This is a genomic window from Candidatus Uabimicrobium helgolandensis, from assembly GCF_041508025.1.
GTDB classification, from domain to species: domain Bacteria; phylum Planctomycetota; class Uabimicrobiia; order Uabimicrobiales; family Uabimicrobiaceae; genus Uabimicrobium; species Uabimicrobium helgolandensis.
Genome location: NZ_CP165719.1, coordinates 4920827 through 4947089, shown reverse-complemented (window position 1 = coordinate 4947089; position 26263 = coordinate 4920827). Strand labels below are relative to the sequence as shown.

Sequence of the window (26263 nt, the reverse complement as noted above, 5' to 3'; positions counted from 1 at the left end):
TTTGAAATCCACATTTAGACTGTTAATAAAGAGATCAATCTTTCATTAACAGTCTAAATCCGAGCATAAAACTTTTTCTTTCTAACTGCCTCCTTGTTCTGTTTCCTCTATAGCTGGATGAACAATGCTCTAAACTATCTATATATATATGTCCTCCTTTGTAAGAAAAAGACTCATCGCGATCTAGAGTTTCTGGCATAAAAGAACCATTATCAATTACATATCTGTAGTCAGTGTAAATATTACTGCATATCTCCATTGCATTTCCACTCATTTCATATAAAAACCAATAATTAGGTTTTTCATTTCTTTTAAATCTAATCAATTTAGCCTTATTTTTTAGTGCTTCTTCTCCGACATAACTAATATGTTGAGGCTCACTTCTTGCTTGTTTACCATATCTCTTCCAGAACCATTTAGTAGTAGTTCCTGACCTACAGCAGTATTCCCATTCAAATTCATTAGGCAAAAAAATTCTTTCCTTTTCCATTTTTTTTATAAATTCTTGTAGCTTTGTAAAAGAAAAGTTTGTAATAGGAGTATTATCGCTGATTTTTAGATAAAAAGCATTTTTATCTTTGACATTTAAACGTTTACTTTTTCCTAAGATAGAGTCCCATTGTTTGTGAGTAACTTCGTGCTGCAACATCCAAAAATGTGTAGTTTTGTAGTGATCAAAGGCCGGACCATCCTCAAAAGTAGAATGTGGATCACCTATACGAAAATATCCTGGTGGAATAAGCGCAAATTCAAATACACAATTCTTTATATTTTTAGATTGTGTTGTTTTTTTCTTTATGCTATTTGCATAAGCCTGTTGATAATATTTTGCATAGTTACCTTGTGTTTTAACCGTAAGATGTGACCAATATGGACTGCGCATATCAAGAACCCATACGCCTTTTATTTCTTGAATAAGATCAGGCATTTCTAAAAAAGATATTTCACTTTGCGATAAATCTGTCACCCATTCTTGTTGCTTATTAAGTAAATATCGTATACTTTCATATTTTCTATATAAATCTCTTATTTGAATATTAATGAAGTCCTCAAAAAATAAACGTTCATAAGCATCCTTACTTTGTGTATTCGGTAAAAGCGCTATTAATAAATAATAGCGTGCTTTTTCATCCAAAAGGCTTTGGGCACTCAAATACCCCTGATCTGTTGCGTCTCTTTCGCTTACTAAAAATTCACGATATGTAGCAATTTTAAATTTAGTTTTACTAAATTCGTTTATTTCCATTACCTCACTTTTAGGTTTTTTCATCGAAAATTTACTCAAATACTGTTTTGCTAACGTCTCATTTTTGAGAAGCATAGCACAAATCACCCGAAGTAGTGTCAGTTTATTCTTTTCTATTCCTTTTACGTTTGGATTTTCATCCCACAATCTATTAAGGTTGTTATTCGCGGATACATAATTTTTTTTGATTAAGTCGCTACAAACCTGCATCCATAAATAATTCTTCTGGTCAACAATCTGATCAATGCATTTTGAAAAATCGCCATGAAAATTGCGATTATGAAATTCTGCTATACGTTGAGTAAATTCCGCTTGTACTTTGTAATGCTTTCTAGCAGTATATGCCATTGCCAGAAATATCAAGATAATAGAAATAACCGCCATTATAACAACTAGTTTTTTCTCCTCGCGGATTTTAATTACTATCTTTTTTAGTCGTCCAGGTGGTTTCAAAGAAATAGGTTTATTATTTAAGAAATCCTTGAGATCTTGTACTAGAAGTTTAATCCGACGATAGCGCGTTTCGCGTGCTTTTTCCAAGCACTTCATAGTGATTAGATGCAGGTTTTCGTTGATATCAGGTTTTATTTCTTTTAGTGGTTGAATTTTTTCGCGTAGTATTTTAAATAACAGCGACAGAGTGTTGCCTTCGCCTTTAAAAGGAGGTTGCCCACATAACATTTCGTAAAATATTGCGCCTAGAGAATACACATCACTGCGGTGATCTAAAACTTGCTTAGTTGATGCTTGCTCAGGAGACATATACTGTGGTGTACCTATAAGCTCACCTTTTACTGACAGTACCTCGTCTTCCTTAAATCTAAACTCTTTCGCCAACCCAAAATCCATCACCTTAATCACACCTTGTTTATCGATAAGAATATTTCCCGGTTTTAGATCGCGGTGTATTACTTTTTGTTCGTGGGCGTGAGCAACTCCTTCACATATTTGTAGAAATAACTTTGTTGCTTCTCGTTGTGAAAGTTTTCCTTTTTTGCGTTTAAGAAAATCGCTTAATGTTTGTCCTTCTACGTATTCCATCGAAATATACGGCGCAGGATCTTCGCCATAATTAAATGTTGCTACGATATTGCGGTGTTTTAATGCTGTGGTAAGTTTCGCTTCGCGGATAAAACGTTTTATTTCTTTCTCAGAACTGTCTTCTGTCAATAGCACTTTCAAGGCAACTACTTTTTCGGTAAACTTGTGTTTAGCTTTGTAAACAACCCCCATGCCTCCGCGCCCTAATTCCCCAAGAATTTCATAATCACCAAAAACACCATCGCCTTTGTTTTCAACACTACTCGCGATTAAGGTATCTATTTTTTCTGGTTCGCTTTCGAAAAGAGCACAAAAACTGTCAAGATTGTTATCCTCTTCTTGAGGAATAACTATATTATCTTCTGTGAAAACAGTTGCTTGTTGCGTTTGAATAAAATGGCGCATAGCATCTTGCGAAGCAAAAACTTCGCCAACTTTATGCCAGCTATTGCGATCCAGTGACATCAAATGGTTTTCAGTAATTTTTTTTGCGGCGTAATATTGATATACTTGATGAAAAGTATAGGGACCTACTTTTTGTTTCTTATCTGGCGTTTGCAAAAAGCATGGCGGATTGTTATTTGTCATTTTTTTACCCAATAGTTTATAGAGTCAAAGAGTTAGCCAAAGTATTTCTGGATGCCGTAAAGAACAAAATAGTAGATTATTTTTTGCCACATCCCTTAGGCATATCTATTCTGAAAACAATTCATTAAAAAAGCTAAGTAGTACTTGATTACGAATAGCACACGGTAGATGATTGAGTAGCGTATTAATCGTCGCTGTGCGCTCTGGTAGTTTATCGCCATCAATCCCAGCACTTTGCAGTAGTGCGCCTAAATTATCAACAGCAATACTACCAGAAGCAACAGCCATAAGCGCACTTTGTAATTGCGGCGGTATCGGCGAAAGAGGTAGCTCTTTTGCTGCTTTCACACTTTCCTCTAAATCGCGAACCATATTGTCCATAAGCGCAACATTTGATGGTTGAATTGTCAAATGAAAATTCTCTTTGTTTCCAGCAACGGCGAGTTGCGCTTGTATATGCCAACCACGTACTTTCATTTCATCAACCACATGAAAAATATTTATAGTGTTGGACTTCACAGCAACAAGAGTCATTTCTGGCGTACCCATTACTTGTAAATCGTCTATTTTTTCAACACCTGCTACAAATTTTTGGGTAGCTTCGTGTAGTTTTTGCGCTAAATCAAGATAACCATCCTCGCCTAAAAAGCGTAGTGTTGCCCAAGTACTAGCGACGGGACCACCTGACTTTGAACTTTGTACAGTTGGATTAACAACTGGATATCCCGTCCAATCTGCGCAAGCGTAGAACTGATATTTACGCAAATTTTTGTTTTTGTAAAGAACAATAGACGCACCCTTCACAACATAAGCGTATTTGTGAAAATCCATTGAAATAGAAGTAACACCTGGCACTGAAAAATCAAAATCAGCAACATCTACACCAAGTTTACGAAAGTAAGGTAACAAGAAACCACCAATGCAGCCGTCTACATGAAAAAGTAAGTTGTACTCTTGCGCAAGCGCACCCATTTCGCGGATAGGATCAATCACTCCATGAGCATAAGAAGGAGCTGAACCAACAATTAGAACAGTATTTTCATTAATAGCTCCACGAATAGCATCAAGCTCTGGTTTACAAGTATCTTGATTGACAGGAACAACCACTGCCTTCACATCTAAATAATGTGCCGCTTTGTGAAAAGCTGCGTGAGCGGTCACAGGAAAAATTATTTCCGGCTGCGCGATATTTTTTTCAGCACGTGCATAATCTCGAGCAGCTTTTACAGCGAGAATAATACTCTCTGTTCCTCCACTACTAAAGCTACCAACAACATTTTCATCTCCACCTAGATGATTTTTTGCCATCGACGATACATCTTTTTCCAATTGTAATAAACTGCGAAATGACAATGGATCAAGACCACTTTCGCTTAGAAAAGAAAGATAAGCTTCTTTACAAACATTCTCAACTTCTTCACCAGCATCGTATATATAACTAAAAGTTTTACCTTCACGCCATTTAATATCACCCTCACGATGAGCATTTAATTCTTGCATTACATCTTTCGCGTTTAGTCCTTGTTGTGGAATTTTCAATGATAAATCCTTTCTTTTAACAGAAATAGTAGCCGACATTTAAATTTTTATAATGTGAGTTATTTTAGAAAGTAGCAAGACACTTTGAAAGCGCAAAGTTATACTCTACAAAAAGAAAAGTAAAAACAACAACCTCTAAAAGAACTAGGTTATAACCAAAAACAAATATTCACTTATTCTAATAAGGGCGTGTCATCATTCAATACAGATAAAAATATAACGGATTCATTTAATGATACGCCAGTAGTATTGAGCCCGAGCCCGTTTGCGAGCCCGAGCCCGTTTGCGAGCCCGCGCCCGAAAACTTTTTGAGAGCGACAGAAAGTGATTTATTGGTTCAATACTAGTTTTTTGCGATGGAAAAAGAAACTTTGCTTCTTTGATAAATTGTTAGTGAAAGTTTCGGAAACGGGCTCGGGCTCGAAAAAACACACAATATTTTGAATGATGACACGCCCAAGTTAAAAATTATAGAGTAGATATGCGATGGTAACTCCAGCGTAGTTTCCTACAACATAACCTAGTAAACCCGCAGTTAATCCAGACATAATAACACGTTCATTACCAATAGCTTGGGCAATGGGTACTATAAACGCCGGTCCGTAAATAGCTGCTGTGGAAGTAATAATTGCCGTATCAATATCAATATGCATCCATCTACAAAAAATATAGTACATACAAACGGTCGTGCTTACAACGAGTATACAATAAAGAAGCGTACTTCCTCCTTGGGTAATTATTTTGTTTATATCGGTAACATTGCCCATAGCAACACAAAATACGAGTATAAAGTAATCGCCAAGAATAGAACTTACATATATCTTTTGTATTTTTTCGTTTAAAGAAAGCAACATACCCAAAGCTGTTATTCCAAACATCACAAGTGGAACGTTGATATCAGAAAAAACAACAAACGATACTCCAACGGAAATAGAAACGATAGCAATTGCCAAAACAATCACCAATATTCCCGATAAAAAAGAACATTTTTTTTGGGTTGTATCAACAGCCGGCATATCTACATTAAATGGAGGTAACCACCCTTTTAAAAGAGGCTTTAACAAGGTAATACAAAAAATAAAATACACGGCACTGACAACAAGGTCAACACTATTGACAAGAGTATAAGTTGATTGATCTGCACCTAGCGCTAAACCAACACTTGCAACATTTGGCGTTCCACCAGTATAAATCCCTAAAAACATTCCCGCCATTTTCCACATTTCAGGATGGCTACTCAAAAAAAATGGCGCGATAATAAGTGTCGAGAGAATAGCACTTATTGTCGCAAGAAAAAAAGCGGTGATAGTTGTTCGTGTACAACGTAGCCACGCAAAAAATTGTAAATTAAACAACAATAAGGGAATTGCTAGAGGAATTACAACTTCGGCAATAGATTGCGCAATATCGATACGCCACTCAACCATCGCTAAATTCATTGCAAAACCAGCAACATAGCAAACAGCTACGGTCCCTAGCCATGAAAAAAAACGCAAACGTACCAAATATTGCGCAATAATAGGCATTAAAAAATACATAACAACTTGAACAACAATCGTAATTTTTTCCATTGAAAATCCTAGGTATATGAAAATGGTTTAGAGATATGTCAAATACTAAGCGCCGACACATTTATTCTTCGGAAGCATTTGTTTTAGTCAATTTCCATTCTGTTTTTAACGACATCGTTTGTAAATATTTCTTTTTGTCTTTTGTGTAACGACTTTCGGTAATCGTGTGCAATTTATAATAGCGCATTAATCTCACCTTATAATCGTGAAGAAAGTAACCTTTTATTGTTCCTATATTTATGTTATTAAGTAACACGCTACCTTCAATATCAACTTTGGCAACAGGTTCACCTCTGTACTTTTTGATTTGCGAAAAAGTATAGTTATACTTATAAGTAAATCCGTTTGTTGTAAGCCGCTCTGTTTGCCATTTCGCTCCTATAGGGACTCTTTTATTAATAAGTTGTTTGTAAGAACTGCTGATGTAATATGGATCTCGCGCTCCGCGATACATTTCTCTTTTATAAGTGCCGTTGTCTTGTTTTTTCAAATCCCAAGTCACAAGAACATCTTGCTTCGCAACATCTAATAAAACAACGACTCCATACCCCATTCTTTTTTTGTACGGTAAAAAAATTTCCGATTGCTCTTCCCAAGGCTTATGAGGTTTATATTGATAAGTAATATCATTTTTTTTAATTTTTAACTTCTTACCTTCAACCATAATACGTATCGAGACTTTGTCTTTACCAATAATATTTTCTGTTGTCCAATAAATGGTCGAAACGAGAGATGTTTTTTGAGTTTCTGTTAGTGTTTCATTGTCTCCATTAACAACAAACGTTTGGGTTTCTATAATGTTTTTTTCTGGCATGACATTGACAAGACCTTTACGAATTCTCCATATAAGATCGTATTCTTTTTGTGCACTTGTATGAATTAATGTTGATATTACAAAAATTATCAAAATAAATATTTTCATTTTTTGCCTCTCACATTGAAATTTTATCAGGTTTGCTATATTAGCAAAATATCGAAATATGCTATTATATACTAAAATGTTTTTCTGCCTTTTGTAAAGGTTTATTTCCTACGATTTTATGATGGAATCAATAATTGAGACACAATATGAAATTATTTGTTTTTGGCAATGGTAGTATAAATTTTAGCGACTATATCGATTTTTATTTACATCATTTAAACACACTAAACAATATACGAAAAGTAGAGTTTGTTGTCTGTGATTTTTGTGGTGTAGATACGTTGACAATGGAATTTCTTAAAACAAGAAGCAGTAAAGTTTCGATCTATCATATTGCAGAACGTCCACGGTATTTACCTGCGCGCTACCGTACGAAAGTAACTAGCTGGAAGTTAATAGGTGGATTTTCTTGTGATGAAGAAAGGGACAATGCAGCGATAGATGCCTGTACTCATTTTTTGGCACTTGATTTCAATTCAACAGCACAAAGAGAAAGTGGAACAAAAAAGAATATAAATCGCTGTATTGTTATGAAAAAAATACCACTTGCCACTTAGATCTGCGAGTGAAATAGGCTTGCGATCCTGTGTATCATTAAATTTTCAAATTTTAGGAAGTGGTGAAGACATTAAAAACGAAAGAACTCTCTGATTGAAATTTTATCAGGTTTCTATACCAGCAAATTGTTGAGATATGCTATTATATACTAAAGTGTTTTTCTCTTTTGTAAACGATTACTTATTAGGACTTTATGAATGAAATCAATAATTATCTTACTTCTTGCGCTGAGCTTAACAAATGCCCAAAGTATCGAGGAAGCATTTTTTGAGGTTTCGGCTCAACTGAGTATTGCCTTAGAAGAGCAGGCGCAAGTAAATAGTGAAATACAAACAATGCAATCTTTAATTGAACAAGTATTAAGTGATATCTCTGCATTTTCAGATAAGGGCTATCCAAATTACTGGTCTGTGTTAAAACAATTGAAAATTCGCCAAAAACAATTACAAAGTGAAATTGCTGCTCTAGAAAGCCAATTAGCTTCTATAGAAGCACAAATGAATGTAAGTAATGATATCCCTGATAGTAACTCTGAAGAGGAAGGCGCATTACTCGAACCAGAGATCACTGAAATTGATGAGGAATTGCCCACCGAGCAAATAGAAAGCGAACCAACTAGTATCGAAGAAGAATCAACTCCACCAACTACACCCGATACACCGACTCCGCCAACTACACCCGATACACCGACTCCGCCAACTACACCCGATACACCGACTCCACCAACTACACCCGATACACCGACTCCACCAACTACACCCGATACACCGACTCCACCGACTACACCGGACACACCAACTACACCGGACACACCAACTACACCAGCTCCACCAACTACACCGGACACACCAACTCCACCGGCTCCATCAACTCCGCCAACTCCACCGGCTCCACCAACTACATCAACTCCACCGGCTCCACCAACTCCTCCATTACCAAAGAAAAAAAAACCGAGAATTACTCCTACAAATACACAAACTCCAGATCCAGACCCAAATGCAGATCCAATGCACACGCTTGCTGATGGAACTCAAATCCCGTGTCCAATTATTATCGATATAGACTTTAGTGGTACTCCAGATGTTAGCAGTGGTATATGGCTCCCACATGCCCCTCAAATTTTTGATGAGAGAACTGCTGTTTTTGATCTTGATGGTGATGGTATAGAAAATGTAATAGAGTGGTTAGGACCAGCAGACGGCTTACTTGTTCGTCCAGAAAAAAACCTGACAGTTAAGGATGGTCATAATTTATTCGGAACAGCTGGAGGATACAAAGACGGTTATCATAAGATGTCACTTACTCTAGATCTAGATAACAATCACTGGGTTGAAAAAGAAGAACTAAAAGGGCTGTATATATGGCGTGACTTAAATGGTAATGCTAAAGTTGATGAGAATGAAATGAAAGAAATATCTACCTACGGAATTACGCGAATTTCTACTCAACACAAACAATTTGAATCACATTGTTATATGAAAACACAAAACAATGACTCTGTAGAAAAAAAAGTAAAAACCTGGGATTGGTGGCCAACAAATCTCGATATGTATTCAAAGTAAAAACTCATGAAAAATTTTGGACGTTATCAACTATTACAAGAGATTGGGCGCGGTGGAATGGGGATCGTTTACCGCGCTTATGACACAAAATTTAAAACCGTTGTCGCTCTTAAGATTATGATTCGCGATGAAAAAGAACATATTGATCGCTTTTTCCGTGAAACAACAGCTGTCGCAAAATTAAATCACCCTAATATTGTAAGATTTTATGAATGCGGCGGTTCTCCAAAACCATACTTCACCATGGAGTATATAGAAGGTGTCACACTTTCTTCCTTGATTCACAAAAAAAATATACCACCAACTAAACTAGTTGATATTATGATTGCCGTATGTGAAGCGATGCAATATGGTCACAGCAACAGGATTATGCACCGCGATATTAAACCTAGTAATATCATGATAAGCAAAAGCGGAGAGGTCAAAATTATGGATTTTGGCCTTGCAAAAATAGCAGATGAATCAAAACAATTCTCAAAATCTGGGCAGATCATTGGTACAGCATACTATATGGCCCCAGAACAAGTCGAAGGCAAAGCTGATTACAAGAGTGATATTTATTCTTTAGGCGCTTCAATGTACGAAGCTCTGACATATAGAACAGTATATCAAGGGGCATTAGAAATAAATATACTCGTTCAAATTACAACGAGTTACCCTATTCCACCTCGCCAACTTAACCCTGATATCTCTCCTTATTTAGAAGCAATTTGCCTCAAATGTTTACAGCGTAATCCATTTAAAAGATATCATAACTTCAAACAACTCACGCGCGAACTAAAAAATTTTAAAGCGCAAAAACCTATACTTGCCAAAAAATATACCAGCTGGGATGTTTTAGGTAATTTTATTCGCAAACACAAAGTAATTTGTGCTTGCCTTGCCTTTATTTTTCTAACACTTTTTACTTCTCTTATTATCACTCTAAATGCCTTAAATTATGCGGAAAAAGCTACGCAAAAGGCACAACGTGAAAAAGACAGAACAAAAGTGGCACTAAACAAAGTAATGAAGGTTCTTAGTTACTCGATAAAAGAACATGCTGTTCTTCAAGAAGATGCAAAATTCGCAACACTATGTGCTGAAATTTTCTCTGATGTAGAAACATACGGGGAAAATAAAGATTGGAGTTTTCTCAAAGGCTACATAACATCCATAAGTGGTGCAACAAAAAAAAGTCTAGAATACTATGATCGGCAAATTCAACGAAATCCTAGTGATATTGAAGCATATAACAACCGTGGATTGCTATATTCAGAAAATAAAGAGTATCAAAAAGCCTTGGAGGATTTTAACAGAGCCTTAACAATAAATTCTAATTACAGTGATTGTTATAACAATCGTGGGCTATTGTTTCTAGAGCAGGGTAAATATTCTAAAGCACTAGCTGATTTTAACAAAGCTTTACAACTCAACAATCGCGATTATAATGCATATAATAACCGCGGATTGTTATATAGAGAACAAAACTTATATTCTAAAGCACTTGCTGATTTTGACAAAGCTTTAGAAATAGCCCCTGATAATTTTGAAATTTATAATAATGTTGGTTTGTTATATAGATATTTAGAACAATACGATGAAGCTATCAATAGTTATAACAAAGCTTTACAAATAAACCCTAAGTTTGTAGAAGCCTATAACAACCGTGGTAATCTGTACAAAGACAAAAAGCTATACGAAAAAGCCTTAACAGATTACAACAACGTTTTAAAAATCAACCCAAACTACTATAAAACGTATAACAGTAGAGGTGTAATTTATAAATCATTAAAAAAATACGAACAAGCCCTAAGTGACTATAGTAAAGCATTAGAAATCAATCCTCAATTTGCTGAAGGTTACTATAATCGCGCCATACTTTATCATCAAAAAAAAGAGATCAAAAAATCCATTAATGACTTAGACACAGCAATTAAATTAAAACCTGATTTTTATAGCGCCTATATTAATCGCGGTATAGTTTATCGTAACTTGCGAAAATACAATATCGCGATTCATAGCTTCACAAAAGCCTCCACTATTAAACCCTATACACAACGTGCCTACGCAGAACTTTATCTTTGTCATAAAAAATTAAATAACAAAAAAGAAGCGAAATACTTCCGAGATAAAGTTGCACAATTAAAAAAAGAGAAGTAGGACAAACAATACGTCCTACTTCTCCTAAATAGCTCAACTGGAACAAGTCATAATTATTTTAAAATTTTTAACCTAGAAAGTCATTCGTACTCATGAGATATCAGCACTGTGCTCAACAGCCAAATGCCCTACTTTGACATAAATAATTGCGCCTTCATTTTTTGTATAAGGCTCGTGCTTACTCATATGTGGAGAACGAATCCAAGACCCTTTCGGATAACAACCATGATCATCATAAAAAACTCCATCAATCACAAAAATTTCTTCTCCACCTAAATGAGTATGCGAAGTAAAATGTGTATACGGTTGCCAACATACTAAAGCAACATTTTCATTTTGAAAGTTGTGAAGAGGCAAAACTGTTAAACCAGGAATATTACCTTCAGACCAAGATGCTTTTGTTGTATCAACTATTTTTTGTTGGGTATCATTTGCCGAGAATTGATGTAGTTTTACAAAAATCGTTGCCCCTTCATCTCCTATTTTTGGTGTATGTTTTGTTCCTACAGGGTTGCGAATATAAGTTCCTTTAGGATAATCTCCATGCTCATCACTAAAAACTCCTTCAATCACAAAAATTTCTTCACCGCCATTGTGAGTATGAGACGTAAAACTGCTATTTCGTTGATAGCGAACAAGAGTTGTTGCTCTTGCAACTTCTCCACCTATTCTATCTAACATCATGCGTTCGACATTTAAGATTGGCGATGGCTGCCATTCATAATTTTCTGGCCTTACAACCACACGTTTACTAAAGTCATCATTAATTCGCAACACATCCATTATAAACTCCTTAACTACTGCAAATAAAACCAAAATCAATATTTACAATATGCACAAAATTTCTAGAAAATAAATCAATTACGCCCCGCGATCACACCACCATCAATATCCCAAATCGCACCAGTTACCCAGTTTGCGTCATCTGATAATAAAAAATCAACTGTTTTAGCAATATCTTCAGGTTTTCCAACACGACCAATGGGATGAAAATCATTAAAACTACTAAGCTGTTCTTCTATCTTTTCAGGATCAATGAATGATTCGTAAATTGGTGTTACAACTACCGCTGGAGAAACAGCATTTACACGAATGTTATAATCTGCTAACTCCATAGCTAAGTGTTGAGTTAATGAATGTAAACCCGCTTTTGCCATTGAATACGCGGATGATGGTGTAGCTTTGATCGCTTGTTTTGCCCACATCGAACCAATATTGACAACAGATCCGCCACCATAGTTTTTCATGTTTGTAGCGATTGCTTGGGTAATGAAAAAAATACTCTTATTCAAATTTAAATATTTATCATAATCTTGTTTAGTATGTTCAAGATATGACACTGGTTTAAAAACGCCAGCAGCATTTACCAAATATTTTATATGTTGCGTTTGCTGTTGAATCTCTACAATAAAAGAGTCTACAGCTCTTTCATTATATAAATCAAGTTGTTTAACTTTAACAGATCCAAAACAACTTAATTCCTGTTGCACCGTTTCCAGCTTTTCATTATTACGACCAACTATAGTAATCGCAATACCTCTACCTAGCAATAATTTTGCTGACGCTTTACCCATACCACTAGAACCACCTATAATCACAGCATTTTCCATGTATATTTCCCTTCAATTAAACGCTACCTACTAGAAGGTAGCATAAAAGATAAAAATTTTTATTTAAGAGTATGCCATCATTCAGAGTATTGTCTATTTTTTCGAGCCTGAGCCCGCTTGCGAGCCCGATCTCGTCTAGCAATTTAAGTCTTACGTTTTTACTTGAAGATGATCATAAGAGTCTGTTACAAAACTAAGATTATGCCTATCCCTACAAAGCTACCTACTAGAAGGTAGCATAAAGAGGCAAAAATTTATTTAAGAGTCTGTTACAAAACTAAGATTATACCTATCCCTACAAAGCTACCTACTAGAAGGTAGCATAAAGAGGCAAAAATTTATTTAATAAGATTTTTTAATTGGGATACTATCTTTTGAAAATGATTTATATCACCAAGTGCACGAGAAGTAACCATTGCTCCTTCTAAGAGAGAAAAAATTAGCGCTGCTGTATTTTTTGTATCTCCAACGATCGATATACAGTTTTGCTTTTCACCTTGATCGAGTATTTTAAAAAGAATATCTTCATTCTTTCGATAAAAATTACGAATAATTTCAACAGCAAGTATATCTAGCGTTGCAAGTTCTGCCCCTAGTATTCCACATAAGCAGATTTTTTCTTCGCCCCTAAGTGTCAATTCAAATAAAGAGATATATTCATCAAGTTTTTCACTCGCTTTTAATTGAGAATGGAGAATAGCATCAACTTTATTAAAGAAGAATTCGCTATAACTGTGTAACAATTCTTCTATTAATTTTTCCTTAGTCGGAAAATGATGGTGAATACTTGCTCTACTTATCCCTACAATTTTACTAATACTATTATAGCTCATTCCGTTTGCACCAAATTTTTGAATAAGCTCTTGAGCAGCATCTAAGATTTTTTGTTTATTATTTGTTTTACTCATGAAAACGATACTACCTTCTAGTAGGTAGTATGTCAAGTTAAAAAAATTTTAACATTTATGGAGTTGTAAGAGCCTCTTACAAAATTAAAATCTGTTGAGCATAATTTTATTGAAAATAGATAAATCATGGTTTCAGCAGTACTAGGAAATCGTTCATAATCGGCGTTAAGCCTTCGAGACCATATGAACCACCCAAATGTTCTTTCGATAATCCAGCGTTTAGGAACAACTTGAAAACCTTTGCTCCAAGTGTAATGGCAATTTCAAGAGCACATTGATGGTTATTTATTACTTAAGCAAGTCGCAAAAGTTTTTAAGAGCACGCAGCTTGCCTTTGAGTGTCATAGCGGCGTTGAGCCTTCGGTTACATAGCTACAATTATGTGCCTCTCAAGCTGTCCTTGCTCTGACAATCAAATTCTACGCTGACTTAAAACGTGCTCAAAAACTTTTTGCGACTCACTTGAGAGCTGTTTGTTTAGCAAGTTCGTTCAGTTCACTTTCAACATCCCTTGGTAAATATATCGACTCTGATGTTCCAAGGTCATCGTTTAGGAAATCAAGAAAGAAAATACCACCAATAAAATCGAGCATTTCAACTGGGTGAAAACCAACATCAACAGTAATCGGAGCAAGTTGTACTTGTGCGCCAACCTCCCAAAAATCTCTAGACGTTTGATAAATATCATCAGTAGGACTTTTTAAACCTGCATTAGCATGGGCGATAGCACGAGTTCCTCCTGTACTAGTATAAACTTCAGCAGTGGCCCCTACCTCAACGGCAAAAATTTCAGCTCCATCGCGAATACCAGCACGTGCCCCAGGGTGACGTCGATCAAGGCCAATAGTTGTTTCTCCAGCAGAAACCTGAGCGCCAAGAGCTCCATATTCAGTCATAGTAATATTTACCCCAACTCCAATACCAAAACCAACGTGAAGTTTCAGGATATCTAAAATATCAAGCACTCGATTTGGTATATATGTGGCAATTGCCCACCCAAAACCATTTTCTGAACGTATACGATCTTTATAATTACTGCCTAAATACGATTTATCAAACAAAACTTTTAGCCGCGGTTCTTTGTGAATTGCTTGTTCTTTAATTTTTTGCGCTTTACTATGATCAGGTTCCGCATCTAAGATTGCTCTAGACAATATAGCAGCTTGTGGATACATCTCTTGTACAATATATTGCTCTGCAGAAAAAACAGTAGATGACAAAGCCTCGGAATATTTTTCATGATTAAAAGACTGACATCCTGTAATAGCAGTAACAGCAATAGCAATAAAAAATAAACTTTTCATGATAATTCTCCAAATTAGGAATGTGATCGAAAATAATTTATTTTCAACTTCCCTTAAAGGTCTATAGAAAATCAGGATTACTCATTAAAGATAACCCTGCGTATTGCTACAGCATTAGTAATGTTTTTAAAAACCATTTGTAAATCATTTTTCCCTGTATAAGCCGACTGAGTATAGCTTACAATACCAATAACATTTCCATATTCATCGAATACTGGCCCACCACTCGATCCAGTTGCATAATCAGCAGTAATTGTTACATACGGTGTTTGCGTTTTTCGTTTTTCAGGTGTAAAAAACCGCGAAACAATACCTGAAGTCATTGAGTAATAACGACTTTGAGGATGACTAATTACATAAATATTGTTACCAATAACGGGCTTTCCTAATGGGATTGGTGTCGGGAAATTTTTTCCTTTGAGTTGGACAATAGCAAAATCATTATCTTTGTCCGCAGCAAGAACACGCGAAATATCATAACATTTTTTGTTCGCTGTCATCACAATAAAGCTTTCAATGCCAAGATCGGCAATTACATGATAACTAGTAACACAAGCTCCAGATTTTGAAAGTATAAACCCTGAGGATGTTGATATATGCCAACGATCGCAATTGTCACAAAGGTATCGACCACAAATAATAACCACACTCTCTTTATAGTTTTTATAGACTTCACTGGCTTTCATTTTTTTTGAGCGCGTAGGAGGTAATGTTAGCTTACAAGTTGTGTGATGAAGTTGTGAGATGAGTTGTTTTGTAGGTGTTGTTAGAGCTTTCGAAATGGTTTTTAACAAATATTTTTCAATTTTTCGGTCTTCGCGACCAATTGTTCCAGAGTTGGTTTTTACATGGATTAATTGCGAACAGCACGTTAAAAATAAAAACAAAATAAATAAAAATTTCATTAAATACATCCTGTAGTTCTAGGGCGTGTCATCATTCAATACAGATAAAAATATAACGGATTCATTTAATGATACGCCAGTAGTATTGAGCCCGAGCCCGTTTGCGAGCCCGCGCCCGAAAACTTTTTGAGAGCGACAGAAAGTGATTTATTGGTTCAATACTAGTTTTTTGCGATGGAAAAAGAAACTTTGCTTCTTTGATAAATTGTTAGTGAAAGTTTCGCAAACGGGCTCGGGCTCGAAAAAACACACAATATTTTGAATGATGACACGCCCTAACTAATTGAGCGCAAAATCTCCATTTTTTATTCACTTAATAATGTGGAAAAAAGTGTTCGCAAAGGACTTGCACCTTTTTCTCAGGCGTGGAAGGCCTGTGCTTTACTCGGTAAGCTAGCGAACAAGCTACAATTGCTGTCACAATTAATTATCATTCATAAAAGAAGAGAGTTGAACTCTTACTTGGGCATTTGGAGGGCCCAGCGCTACCAAGCTGTTTTACAAAATGCTAAATTTTTTTTGTAACACGTAACTATACATCACTAAAAGATCTTTTAGTTTTCACACCTACAAACAAAGGTTGTAGACATATACATTATATTCGGTAAAATCTAAAAAATACAAATTTTTTTTATTTTTATACCTCAGAAGTGTTTCGACACACCTAAGATCTAAAAGCAATGTGTAAAGCGAATAGTGGGACTCGAACCCACACAACTGGAATGGAAGTCCAGAACTCTACCAATTGAGCTATACCCGCGTAATTTATTTCAAAAACAGTCAATTGCTAAACTATTTATTTGATGCGAAGTTGAATTTTTTTCCATAAGTCTTGCTTATCTTCTTCATTAAAAACTATGTCTTCATCTGTAGCAAAATTTTGTGATAAAAAATCATAAGCTTCGCATCCTTGTTGCTGTAATTCTTCCTTTAAAAGGCTATTACAGTAGTCATCGTCTATCTGTTTTTGAAATTCAATATCATTTGCATACAAGTCTTGAAGTTTTTCTTGTTGTGCACACAATAATTTTTCAGTAATAAACAGTTCTACATTTACACCTGCTGCTCCATCGGCATTACCTTCATCCTGAGCATTCTCTGCGGCATTCTCCGCGGCTTTCTTTACTCCCATTATGAATTTCCTTTCAATTTGATTTTTAAACGGTGCAATCGCGAATCAATTGTACCTATTGGCATTTTCAGTAAATCAGCTATTTCTTGGCGAGTGAAACCTTTGATCAACAAACTGAGTACTTTTCTTTCACCACAAGAAATTTTATCCAGCATTGTCTGACGCTGTTCTTCATCAATCAAATGCTTGCTAAGATCACTTTCACGATAAACTTGTTGCAAGTATTCATCGCTAATACATTGAACTTTTTTCTTACGCAATCTATCAATACATCGACAGCGTACTAACTTCCAAATCAAACCTTCAGAACGAATTTTCTGTCGTTGTTGCCAAATTTCAGAAAAAACTTCTTGCATGATTTCTTCAGCATCTTCGCGACTTGATAAAGCTCTATGAGCATACATAAAAACCTTGCTTGCGTATTTTTGATATACTTTGTCAAACTCTTCGGTTTGACCCATTTGCAATTTTTCAAGATCGATATCAGAATCTTGCTCTTCCTCTGTTTTCATTTTTAATTCCTCTTTAGTAGGTCACTAAAACGAATTATTTTCGTTTCAACAATTAGAAAGTCGTATGTCATTTTAGAAAACTTTCATAAAAATTATTTTTTATGATTATTTTTGTAACTACATACGAAAGCTAGTAAAATGTTGATGGATAATTTATAGGAGGTGGTGCTTGCAAACTCTACATTCAAAATACAAACTTGGTAAAATAATAGGTCAAGGTGGAATGGGCCGCGTATACATTGGTTATAACATTCAAACAAAAGAGCAAGTAGCGGTTAAACAAATTATTTTTCCAGTAAACAATAGATCTCAAACCAGAGAGAGGGCTGTACGCGAATATGAATTTCTTGCGGCAATGGATCACCCAAACATAGTCAAAGCCCTTGATTTTTACGAAGTAGGTGACCACATATTTTTAGTTATGGAATACGCGAAAGGTATTTCTCTAGAAAAAATAATAAAAGAAAAACCATCTAGTCTATCGCTAAAAGAACAACTAGCTATTGCTATTCAAATTTCGCAAGCGGTAGCCCTTGTCAACACCGCGGGAATTATTCATCGCGATATTAAACCTTTAAATATCGTTATAGATGAACAGCAAAAAAATGTAAAACTTTTAGACTTAGGTCTTGGTAAAAATTTAGAAAAACGTCCAAATGATTTGACCCAAGGAAATGCGATTGGTACACCAGCATACATGAGTCCGGAACAAATAGAGGGTATTGTCTGTAAAAATAGTGATGTATTTAGTGTAGGAATAGTACTATACCAATTTTTATTATGGTTAAAACTTTCACCTTTTCAGAAAAAGACAGCTATTTCAACCTGGAATGCTGTAACCAACTCATCTATAAAATCACTATGGGACGTGTTACCAGAGCAGATAAAAAAAGATGTTCCTATTTACCAAAAAATTTCATCTCTTATAGAAATAACATTGGAAAAAAACAGTGAAGATCGTATGGCTTCTTGCCAAGAATTAGCCGATGAACTTTCTATTATCTATCAGGAATTGAAAACAGACTCTACAACAATTATCCACGACGAGCGAACATCTCGCAATAAATGGCAACCAAGCATAGAAGTTTCAAGTGAAGAAATCAAAAAGCTGCACAAATTACGTGCGAAATATGGCAACGACTTTGATCTTTCGCGCATACGCCGTTACACAACAAGTCGCCGTAAAAAATCATCAAATAGACTTATGTATGTAGTCATGTTATGTTTTCTATTAACAGGCCTAGTTCTAGGAACTATAATCAATCAATTTTTTATGGGACCAAAGGTATTAGAGGTAAAGGCTCCAAAAATAACTCAATTATCCTTACTCGAAGAAAAGTTACAAAGTTGCATTTTACTTGCCCGAAAAAAAAATTACGAGATGTGTGCTCAAAAGATTTACGAGCTAGAGAAAATTGAAAATCTGCAAATCTATACTAACGACCCTCTATGCAAATTAACGAGTTACTTTTATAACGGTAAATGGCAAAAAGCTATGCAATTAACGCCATTAGTATTGCGTAATAAAAAATATGGACCTATTGGTTTTTTTTACTCTTTACGTATTTTTGCGTGCTTAGGGCAATATCATTTATTATTAGTTTACAGTAATATTTTTGAAAAAAAATACCCACAACTACAATCACAACTTTTCCACCCTGTATGTAGCTACGGAGTAGGACAATTAGAAGAAGCTTTTTATCGTTTAAGTAATTGGAACACATATAACAAATTACAACTTAAAGAAAAAATGACAAACGACGCTTTTTTACAATTTTTTATTTTGTGTAATAGTACCCACAGTGACAATTGGAAGCCACTAGAAGATTTCATTGAGAGTAAATTAAAAAATACTACATTTGCGCACACTTTTCCTTTACTAAAAGCTCATGTAGCAAAAGAATATCCCAAAATTAACAAACTAGCAACAGGGCTTTTTTCTCTATATCCTAACCTACCTGAGTTTCGTTACTTTTATGTTTTAAGCACTCTTCGTAAGAATAAAAATCCCAAAGACGCTTCTTTGCTTTACCACATAGAAAAAGATTATCCCGATTTCTTTTTAGCAAGTATCGTTCTCGGTAACTCTCCAAACCTGGATCTCGATTTGCTTTTTAATCATTTGCTCACAGCTGCTTACGATGAAAGTATCGCGACGTGTAGTATTTCTTATTTTCGTGATGAAAAAAAATTACATTCTCTACTACCAGTACTTGAGAAAAATAAAAGTCTCAATTCTTTCCATTATCAATATAAAATTAATACTCGCTTAGAAAAAAAAAGCTCTCTACTCCTACGAAAACTAATTCGATGTAGCCCTCAATATATAAGTACCTTGCAGAAGAAAGGTCATAAATTTAAAGATCTTTCTTTAGAACAAGAACTATTGTTTTTCTTAGACTTGTGTTGGTTCTTCCATTCTATAGAGGAGGTAAAAGAACTACTACCTCTTTATTTTCAAAAAAGATGTAAAAAAGCACAACAAGTTTTCATCAAAGAGATTCCGCAGTTAATCAAGGGTAAACCAAATATATTTTCTTTAGTTGCTAATTATAAAAAAGTATCTCCTCATTTTTTGTTAACACTATATAAAAAGTCAAGTGAAGCAATGAAAGGCCAAATTTTACGATGCTTGCTTACTCAAAACTACGATAGAGTTTCTCAGATCTTGCCAATGTATGTAGGTAAAGATGCCTATAAACTTAAAACGATATATACAATAAATCAACTTTCTAAATCTACGCAAAGTCAATTTTCCTCAGAACAAGCACACAAAGTACTAAGCATGTTAGAAAGCTGTTCTAAACAAGATCCCGATTACCACTACGATATAGTATATTCTTTGCAACTTCTTCGCATTCAAAATGGTTTACAAAATATCGTAGAGCAAAAAGTATATCAACGTCTTTACAAACTCTCCATGCAAACGCTGCATTATCACTTTTTTCACTCCAAACGATTTCCTACCAGTGACACCACAAAAAAATTTGTCAAATACCCACCACTAAATATTCAGAGATGCTTTAAGCAAATACGTCTGTACCGAAAATTGCACAAGTTGTCTTTAGCGTATCGTTATGTCAAATTTTCGTTCTACCTATTAAAACTTCAAAAAAACAAAGAGACATGGTACCGAAAACTAGAAGAAATGGAGAAATTACTAAGAAAAACACTTGATCATAAACAATAAGAATACTCACTTGAGATGTGGCAGAAAATAATTTGCTCCACTCCTTAAAATATTATGAATCCGTGTTGTATCTAGAAATTTCATTGATGACGCGCTGTGTTTTTGTAAAATAGAGCAGCAATAATACGAAATATCTTCTCAAAATTATAATATACTGGAGAAATAAAATGATAGAAGTTGTTGTTGTTCTTGACTACAATCCACAAAAAGTTCCTCAAGATATGTTTCCACAACTTTGTGAAAAAGCCTACCTACCTTTAATTAAAACATGTAATGAATTAATGCTGCCTGTTGTACACGGAATTTCTGGACGTGTGATCGAAAGGTTACATACACAGCGCCAAGAAGAGATCATTGAATCTCTGAAAAGTACTGTAGCAGAAGAGCAAGCTGTTATTGCAACAAAAGGTTTTAGTAGCGCTGCTTTAACACAACTATCGAAAACAGAAATACTTCATCAACTGGGGTTTGCTCACGAAGTAAATAAAGAAACGTTTGGAAAATCAACAAATATTTTTATGCCTCAAGAGGGATGGATTGACGTTTATATGCCAGGCATCCTAAAAAAAGCAGGCTTCAAATGCACTCTTCTTTCGGGAAATAGTGTGGTAAATTGTCATAAAAAATCGCCTAAAAGTACTACTTCTATTCATCAAATACGTGGATTAAAAAATACCCATATTCATGCCATATCTAGTTATACTGATGGATTAGTAAGCTCAGAAACAAAAATAGACGACTTGTTTACTGGACGTATAACATCGAAGGATTTGACAAATGAATTATTTCTTCTATTTGACAAAGTTGAAAAACCAATTCTTCTGTTCCATGTAAATGCAGAACTTCCATTTTTTCAAGAAGGTCCACGTTCTGCTATTCAGCGTTTTCGCTTTTTTATAGAAGGTTTACAGAGTACAGGCAATTTCCATTTTTCATTACCAATTCCACTTATCGAACGTGCTGAAAATGAAATAGAGTTAGGACCTGCCCTATTACAAGACAAAAGATTACAACAATTGGCACAACAAGCACGAGACATTATCGTCGAAAAAGAAAAAAAGGATCCAAAGGCGTTAACTATTCGTAAAGCGTGGAAAAACTTACTTTTTGCTCATGACTATTGTTTTACTCAAGAATATTTATCTACATTAGATCCAACAGATGAAATACAATATAAAAATGTCTGCGATTTATACATTCAGGCATGTGAAAGAGCACAACTAGCTATAAAAAACGCATCAGAAGCGTAGGTACGCCCTAAACAAAATTCTTGGAAAAAATTATGAATGCAAATGTTTTAGAAAAAAAATATTACTTTGAAAAAACGCTATATGAAAACGCCTACTACACAGATTATCAAGTTTGGCATAACTCTTGGCGAGAATATGTTGTTGTTCGTGTAATTAAAAATTTATATGGTACGCAAGAATTTTTACACGAAGAAGCGCAAACATGGATTGAAGTGAGTTCGCATCCGAATATAATATCTGCATATTTCATTAAAGATATAAAAGAGAAACCATGCTTATTTATAGAAAATACTCGTGGAAAAAATCTAACTTCTATCCCCTTGAAATACTCAACAGAAAATTTTCCACAAATTTTAGAGTTTGCAATACAAATTAGCCAAGGCATGGACTACCTACATGATGAAAGAGTTGTACATAGCGCCCTTCTTCCTGATAATATAATTATTCTACAAAATGGGCGCATTAAGATAAATAATATAAGATGGGAGTTCGGGGAAAATTTGGAAGGTGCAGCGCGAGGCTTACGCTCATCTTTTTTACAAGATCCTTTCGATTTTGATGCGCAAAAAATATATAAAAAATTTGCGCTTTTACCGCCTGAATACTACCTTGCACAAAGTTTTTCGTGGAAAGAAAATTTCCCTGCAGATGTATATTCGTTTGGCATGCTAATTTATTACATGTGTAGTCGCGAATTTCCTTTTTACTTTGAGGGAAATTTAAAGAAAATGTTTTCCTTTTATGCACGTAAATATGAGCGAAATACTGTGCCTACTCTTAAGCAAAAGTATTCATACATCTCTAATGAATTTTCCGACTTAGTTTCTTCGTGTTTGTCGATAGATCCGAAAGAAAGACCTTCTTTTTCTAGAATTAAATCGTCACTACACAAAATATACGAAAGTTATACAGGAATCAATTATATAGCAGAAAATTTTCCCGACACTAGTTTGTTGTCTATTTCACTCAATAATCGTGCTCTTGGTGAAATAGATAATGATAATGCTGATAAAGCAAAATCTATTCTTCGCGATGTGTCACTACTACACACAGATCGCATTTCTGCTATACTAAATTTAAAACTTTTGCAATTGCGGCAACAAAAAATTTCTTTACGCGAGTGTTTACAAGCGACCAAAGATTTACAGTATATTGATCTTGAAAAGATAGTTGTATTTCAAAGTTTAATATGCCTAGAATTCGGAAGCTTTGTACAAGATATGTTGGATAAAATTCAGCAACTGCCTGAGAAAAAATATCCACTGCAGCTTATTGAAGGCTGTTTATACTATCGCATGGGAGAATATGAAAAAGCAAAAGAGATTTTCCGTTCTGAAGTCAAAAAAGAAGATGCCACGCAAGAGCTATGGTACTTAATGGGAGCAAGCTCTTTGGCACTTCAAGACGAAAAAAGCGCGCACCAAGCTTGGCACGAAGGTCTTAATTATCCACGACCATACTTTGATTTATTCTTAGCCTACGGGATGGTCATTACTTCAATGGGAGATTGGTCAAAAGCCAGAGAATACTTTGAGAAAGGTTTTCATAGCGACGCTTTAACAAATCAGTATCCTAAAAACAAATGGAGCCACGTTCGCACATTTCACATTGGAAAAAATATTGTTGATTTAGCCGTAACCAAAAATAAGAAGTATATTTCAGTGACAACAATAGATGGTATTGAAAATATATGGAGTTGGCCTAAAGGCGAAAAACAACAACAAGTGCAAAACACCATGCAAATTCCATTATCGAGAACAGGACGCATTCATCGTAGTTTTTTTTCTCAGCACATGAGTGATATTGTTTTTGGCGAGAAAAAAGAAGTCGGAATATCAATTCATGGTGATTCGATAATCAAAATATGGAACATGAAATCACACACTTGTGCCCATGAACTTCGCAAACATACAAAAGCGGTAACAAGTATTGCTATCACCAATTCCGGAAAAACTTTTGTATCAGGTAGTTTAGATAAAACAGTGAAAGTGTGGAGCGTTGAAACGGGAGAGTGTCAACTCAATTTAGACGGGCACCAAGACTGTGTAAACTGCGTTGATATTTCAAGTGAAGGAGATATTGCCGCTTCAGGAAGTTGGGACAAAACCGTACGAGTTTGGGATGTATTAAATGGTTGCTGTATTGCGACAATGGAAAATCTATATGGCGACATTACTTCTTTATCCCTTAGTTCCGACGGTTCTATTGCGGTATCAGGCGATGCATGTGGCAATGTTCACATCCTAGATGTACCATCAAATACTAAAATTGCATTGCTACAGGGCGAGAAAAAAAGTGTTACTCAGGTTACTTTGTCGCATGATAAATCCATTATTATCGCTGGATATGTCGATGGAACTATTCGTGTATTTGAAGACATTAGTTTACGTAATTGCCCTTGCTGGATGGAAACACCATTTGTTCTAGATCGCCTAACGCAACCAGTCTCCCTTGAAAAGCGTCAACAAATTGCTTTTTGGAGAGATAAAGCTGAAAACTTTGTACACAACAACAAGTTAGACAAAGCACTTGATTTTTATAAAAAGATTCTCGATGCAACAGAACAAAACCTATACTTAGATACATTAAAAAGCGTAACAGCATTAATTAAGAAAAATGATGCCTTGCCACGTGCAATTAATAATCACAAACTTATTTCTATTTTTTATCACGAAAGCGGCATTAAGGATTTTCTCATTCTCAACGACGATTATTTCTTTTCCATATGTAACAATAGCCGCTTATATCGTTGGCAAGTAGCAGAAAAGAGTTGTGATGTGTTTTGGCAAAAAAGTAAATATAACTTTTCGTGCTTTATCATGTCTCCCGATAAACGCAATTTGTGTTTTGGAGATAATAACCATTTTGTTCATTTATGGACACCCGAAACAGACAATTGGACAATACTCGAAGGGCACACCAACAGTATTACTTGCTTAAAAATCATAGGCAATACGCTTATTTCAGCGAGCTCCGACGGCACTATACAGTTTTGGGATCATCAAACAGGTGATCCTCTTGGAAATTGCCAAAGCCTCGATTATATAACCGATCTCGCAATTACCGATGACCAGTCTGTAATTGTTAGCAGTTCTTTACAAGGAAACATTAAATTTTGGGAAACAGAATCTCACAAGTGTATTCTTGAAACAAACAAAACAGCAGGCCCCACTTCTCAAATCAGTATTCTTGATTTTGATAAAGCTGAAATGGTTTCTTGTGGAACAGACGGTTGTTTAAAAGTGTGGAGTATTCGTAGCGGAACATGTAACAACATATACAAAGTAACTGACAATGAAGCTCTTACTTGTATGTCAATCTCGACACAGCAAAAAATAGCTTTGTTAGGAGGTGACAATGGAAACATTTATATATGGGATTTTGAACAAGAAAAATGCATAAAGAAAATCAAGGCACATACAGGAAAAGTCGTTAAAGTAGATCTAGATTCGCAAGGTTTTTCTGGCTACTCTGCAGGTAGTGATGGAATTATAAAACTATGGGCTTTTGAATGGCGATTTTAAGGAAACGAGTATGGCACATCAACTAAAACTCTATCATTATTGGCGCTCGTCATCTTCTTGGCGCGTTAGATGGGCTCTAGAGATCAAACAAATAGAATATGAATCTATTGCCGTTAATCTATTAAAAAAAGAACAAAAAGCACCAGAGTACCTTTCCAAGGTAGCCAGCGGATTTGTTCCATGCTTAGAAGTAAATGGAAAATCGTTTGGAGAATCTGTAGCGATGATTGAATGGTTAGAGGAAGAATATCCCAAACCCAATTTACTACCCCAAAATAAGCTAGATAGAATGCGCGTACGTGAATTAACAACCATCATTACTTCTGGTACTCAACCATTACAAAATCTATGTGCGCAAATCTATTACTCTTCAGAGAAAGAGAAACGTAAAGAATATGCTCAGTATTGGATTAACAAAGGACTTGAAACATATGAAACAACGATCTCTTCTACTGTCGGTACTTATAGTTTCGGAGACAATATTACTTTAGCAGATCTGTGCTTACTACCTCAATGTTACAATGCTATCCGTTTTGGTGTAGATATTGAGAAATATACGAATATTTATAAAGTATACAACAACTGTATTGCGCTTGAGAGCTACAAAAAGTCGCACCCTGATAATCAGCCCGGAGCAATAACCTAATTTGAAAATAGTGAAAAGAAAATAATTGTTATTTAAGGCGTGTCATCATTCGGCCCGTGAGAATAAACAGGTGCCATTGCCTTGTGTTAATACTACAAAAAGTATCGAGCCCG

At 35.2% G+C, this 26263-nt stretch carries 18 protein-coding genes, 1 tRNA gene and 1 pseudogene; 7 read left to right on the top strand and 13 right to left on the bottom strand.

Annotated elements, in window-relative coordinates; genetic code table 11:
• Positions 1-34 precede the first annotated feature (34 nt).
• The 4 genes from UABHE_RS18075 to UABHE_RS18060 form a co-directional block, all read right to left on the bottom strand.
• Entirely contained in the window at positions 35-2875 is a 2841-nt protein-coding gene (locus UABHE_RS18075) for a protein kinase (RefSeq protein WP_372364635.1), read from the bottom strand.
• Between the two features lie 105 nt (positions 2876-2980).
• A complete protein-coding gene (locus UABHE_RS18070; RefSeq protein WP_372364634.1) occupies positions 2981-4414 on the bottom strand; it encodes an aspartate aminotransferase family protein in 1434 nt (477 codons plus the stop codon).
• Between the two features lie 461 nt (positions 4415-4875).
• Positions 4876-5985 carry a DUF819 family protein gene (locus UABHE_RS18065; RefSeq protein WP_372364633.1) on the bottom strand — a complete coding sequence of 370 codons (1110 nt, stop codon included), beginning with the start codon at positions 5983-5985 and terminating at the stop codon, positions 4876-4878.
• Positions 5986-6046: 61 nt separating this feature from the next.
• On the bottom strand, positions 6047-6907 hold the full coding sequence (locus tag UABHE_RS18060) for a hypothetical protein (protein ID WP_372364632.1): 861 nt from the start codon (positions 6905-6907) through the stop codon (positions 6047-6049).
• 146 nt (positions 6908-7053) lie between these two features.
• Here UABHE_RS18060 and UABHE_RS18055 point away from each other — a divergent pair, with 146 nt between their 5' ends.
• From UABHE_RS18055 to UABHE_RS18045, 3 genes are all read left to right on the top strand, one after another.
• The gene (locus UABHE_RS18055) at positions 7054-7464 is read left to right on the top strand and encodes a hypothetical protein (protein ID WP_372364630.1); all 411 of its coding nucleotides are present in this window, start codon (positions 7054-7056) and stop codon (positions 7462-7464) included.
• A 198-nt stretch (positions 7465-7662) separates the two neighbouring features.
• A complete protein-coding gene (locus tag UABHE_RS18050) occupies positions 7663-9027 on the top strand; it encodes a hypothetical protein (protein ID WP_372364629.1) in 1365 nt (454 codons plus the stop codon).
• Positions 9028-9033: 6 nt separating this feature from the next.
• A complete protein-coding gene (locus UABHE_RS18045; protein WP_372364628.1) occupies positions 9034-11169 on the top strand; it encodes a tetratricopeptide repeat protein in 2136 nt (711 codons plus the stop codon).
• 90 nt (positions 11170-11259) lie between these two features.
• On the opposite strand, the gene UABHE_RS18040 is transcribed toward UABHE_RS18045, so the two are convergent.
• The 9 genes and pseudogenes from UABHE_RS18040 to UABHE_RS18000 form a co-directional block, all read right to left on the bottom strand.
• The gene (locus UABHE_RS18040; protein WP_372364627.1) at positions 11260-11952 is read right to left on the bottom strand and encodes a cupin domain-containing protein; all 693 of its coding nucleotides are present in this window, start codon (positions 11950-11952) and stop codon (positions 11260-11262) included.
• Positions 11953-12026: 74 nt separating this feature from the next.
• A complete protein-coding gene (locus UABHE_RS18035) occupies positions 12027-12779 on the bottom strand; it encodes an SDR family NAD(P)-dependent oxidoreductase (protein WP_372364626.1) in 753 nt (250 codons plus the stop codon).
• A 338-nt stretch (positions 12780-13117) separates the two neighbouring features.
• Complete coding sequence (locus tag UABHE_RS18030) at positions 13118-13687, bottom strand: TetR/AcrR family transcriptional regulator (protein WP_372364625.1); 570 nt, start codon at positions 13685-13687, stop codon at positions 13118-13120.
• Between the two features lie 32 nt (positions 13688-13719).
• Positions 13720-13926: pseudogene (locus UABHE_RS18025) on the bottom strand (transposase); the annotation flags it as partial.
• Positions 13927-14145: 219 nt separating this feature from the next.
• Positions 14146-14991 carry a hypothetical protein gene (locus UABHE_RS18020; RefSeq protein WP_372364624.1) on the bottom strand — a complete coding sequence of 282 codons (846 nt, stop codon included), beginning with the start codon at positions 14989-14991 and terminating at the stop codon, positions 14146-14148.
• A gap of 77 nt (positions 14992-15068) precedes the next feature.
• Positions 15069-15896 (bottom strand): serine protease, encoded by an 828-nt coding sequence (locus UABHE_RS18015; protein WP_372364623.1) that lies wholly within the window; start codon positions 15894-15896, stop codon positions 15069-15071.
• A 688-nt stretch (positions 15897-16584) separates the two neighbouring features.
• Positions 16585-16656: transfer RNA gene (locus UABHE_RS18010), tRNA-Gly, on the bottom strand.
• A 36-nt stretch (positions 16657-16692) separates the two neighbouring features.
• Complete coding sequence (locus tag UABHE_RS18005; protein WP_372364622.1) at positions 16693-17028, bottom strand: hypothetical protein; 336 nt, start codon at positions 17026-17028, stop codon at positions 16693-16695.
• The gene (locus UABHE_RS18000; RefSeq protein ID WP_372364621.1) at positions 17028-17540 is read right to left on the bottom strand and encodes an RNA polymerase sigma factor; all 513 of its coding nucleotides are present in this window, start codon (positions 17538-17540) and stop codon (positions 17028-17030) included. The genes UABHE_RS18005 and UABHE_RS18000 overlap by 1 nt, the downstream gene beginning before the upstream one ends.
• Positions 17541-17709: 169 nt before the next feature.
• On the opposite strand from UABHE_RS18000, the gene UABHE_RS17995 reads away from it, so the two are divergent.
• From UABHE_RS17995 to maiA, 4 genes are all read left to right on the top strand, one after another.
• Positions 17710-20730: a serine/threonine-protein kinase gene (locus UABHE_RS17995; protein WP_372364620.1), complete on the top strand. Its 3021-nt coding sequence runs from the start codon at positions 17710-17712 to the stop codon at positions 20728-20730.
• A gap of 143 nt (positions 20731-20873) precedes the next feature.
• Positions 20874-21980, top strand: coding sequence for a hypothetical protein (locus UABHE_RS17990; RefSeq protein ID WP_372371638.1), 1107 nt, complete (start codon positions 20874-20876; stop codon positions 21978-21980).
• Between the two features lie 32 nt (positions 21981-22012).
• Positions 22013-25504: a protein kinase gene (locus UABHE_RS17985; RefSeq protein ID WP_372364619.1), complete on the top strand. Its 3492-nt coding sequence runs from the start codon at positions 22013-22015 to the stop codon at positions 25502-25504.
• Between the two features lie 10 nt (positions 25505-25514).
• Positions 25515-26150 carry a maleylacetoacetate isomerase gene (gene maiA, locus UABHE_RS17980; RefSeq protein WP_372364618.1) on the top strand — a complete coding sequence of 212 codons (636 nt, stop codon included), beginning with the start codon at positions 25515-25517 and terminating at the stop codon, positions 26148-26150.
• The last annotated feature ends 113 nt before the right edge of the window (positions 26151-26263 follow it).

Bases quoted from the DNA above. Each gene is read 5' to 3' on its own strand.
- UABHE_RS18075 (WP_372364635.1), bottom strand. From the start codon at position 2,875: ATGACAAATAACAATCCGCCATGCTTTTTGCAAACGCCAGATAAGAAA.
- UABHE_RS18065 (WP_372364633.1), bottom strand. From the start codon at position 5,985: ATGGAAAAAATTACGATTGTTGTTCAAGTTGTTATGTATTTTTTAATG.
- UABHE_RS18060 (WP_372364632.1), bottom strand. From the start codon at position 6,907: ATGAAAATATTTATTTTGATAATTTTTGTAATATCAACATTAATTCAT.
- UABHE_RS18055 (WP_372364630.1), top strand. From the start codon at position 7,054: ATGAAATTATTTGTTTTTGGCAATGGTAGTATAAATTTTAGCGACTAT.
- UABHE_RS18050 (WP_372364629.1), top strand. From the start codon at position 7,663: ATGAAATCAATAATTATCTTACTTCTTGCGCTGAGCTTAACAAATGCC.
- UABHE_RS18045 (WP_372364628.1), top strand. From the start codon at position 9,034: ATGAAAAATTTTGGACGTTATCAACTATTACAAGAGATTGGGCGCGGT.
- UABHE_RS18040 (WP_372364627.1), bottom strand. From the start codon at position 11,952: ATGGATGTGTTGCGAATTAATGATGACTTTAGTAAACGTGTGGTTGTA.
- UABHE_RS18035 (WP_372364626.1), bottom strand. From the start codon at position 12,779: ATGGAAAATGCTGTGATTATAGGTGGTTCTAGTGGTATGGGTAAAGCG.
- UABHE_RS18030 (WP_372364625.1), bottom strand. From the start codon at position 13,687: ATGAGTAAAACAAATAATAAACAAAAAATCTTAGATGCTGCTCAAGAG.
- UABHE_RS18020 (WP_372364624.1), bottom strand. From the start codon at position 14,991: ATGAAAAGTTTATTTTTTATTGCTATTGCTGTTACTGCTATTACAGGA.
- UABHE_RS18015 (WP_372364623.1), bottom strand. From the start codon at position 15,896: ATGAAATTTTTATTTATTTTGTTTTTATTTTTAACGTGCTGTTCGCAA.
- UABHE_RS18005 (WP_372364622.1), bottom strand. From the start codon at position 17,028: ATGGGAGTAAAGAAAGCCGCGGAGAATGCCGCAGAGAATGCTCAGGAT.
- UABHE_RS18000 (WP_372364621.1), bottom strand. From the start codon at position 17,540: ATGAAAACAGAGGAAGAGCAAGATTCTGATATCGATCTTGAAAAATTG.
- UABHE_RS17985 (WP_372364619.1), top strand. From the start codon at position 22,013: ATGAATGCAAATGTTTTAGAAAAAAAATATTACTTTGAAAAAACGCTA.
- maiA (WP_372364618.1), top strand. From the start codon at position 25,515: ATGGCACATCAACTAAAACTCTATCATTATTGGCGCTCGTCATCTTCT.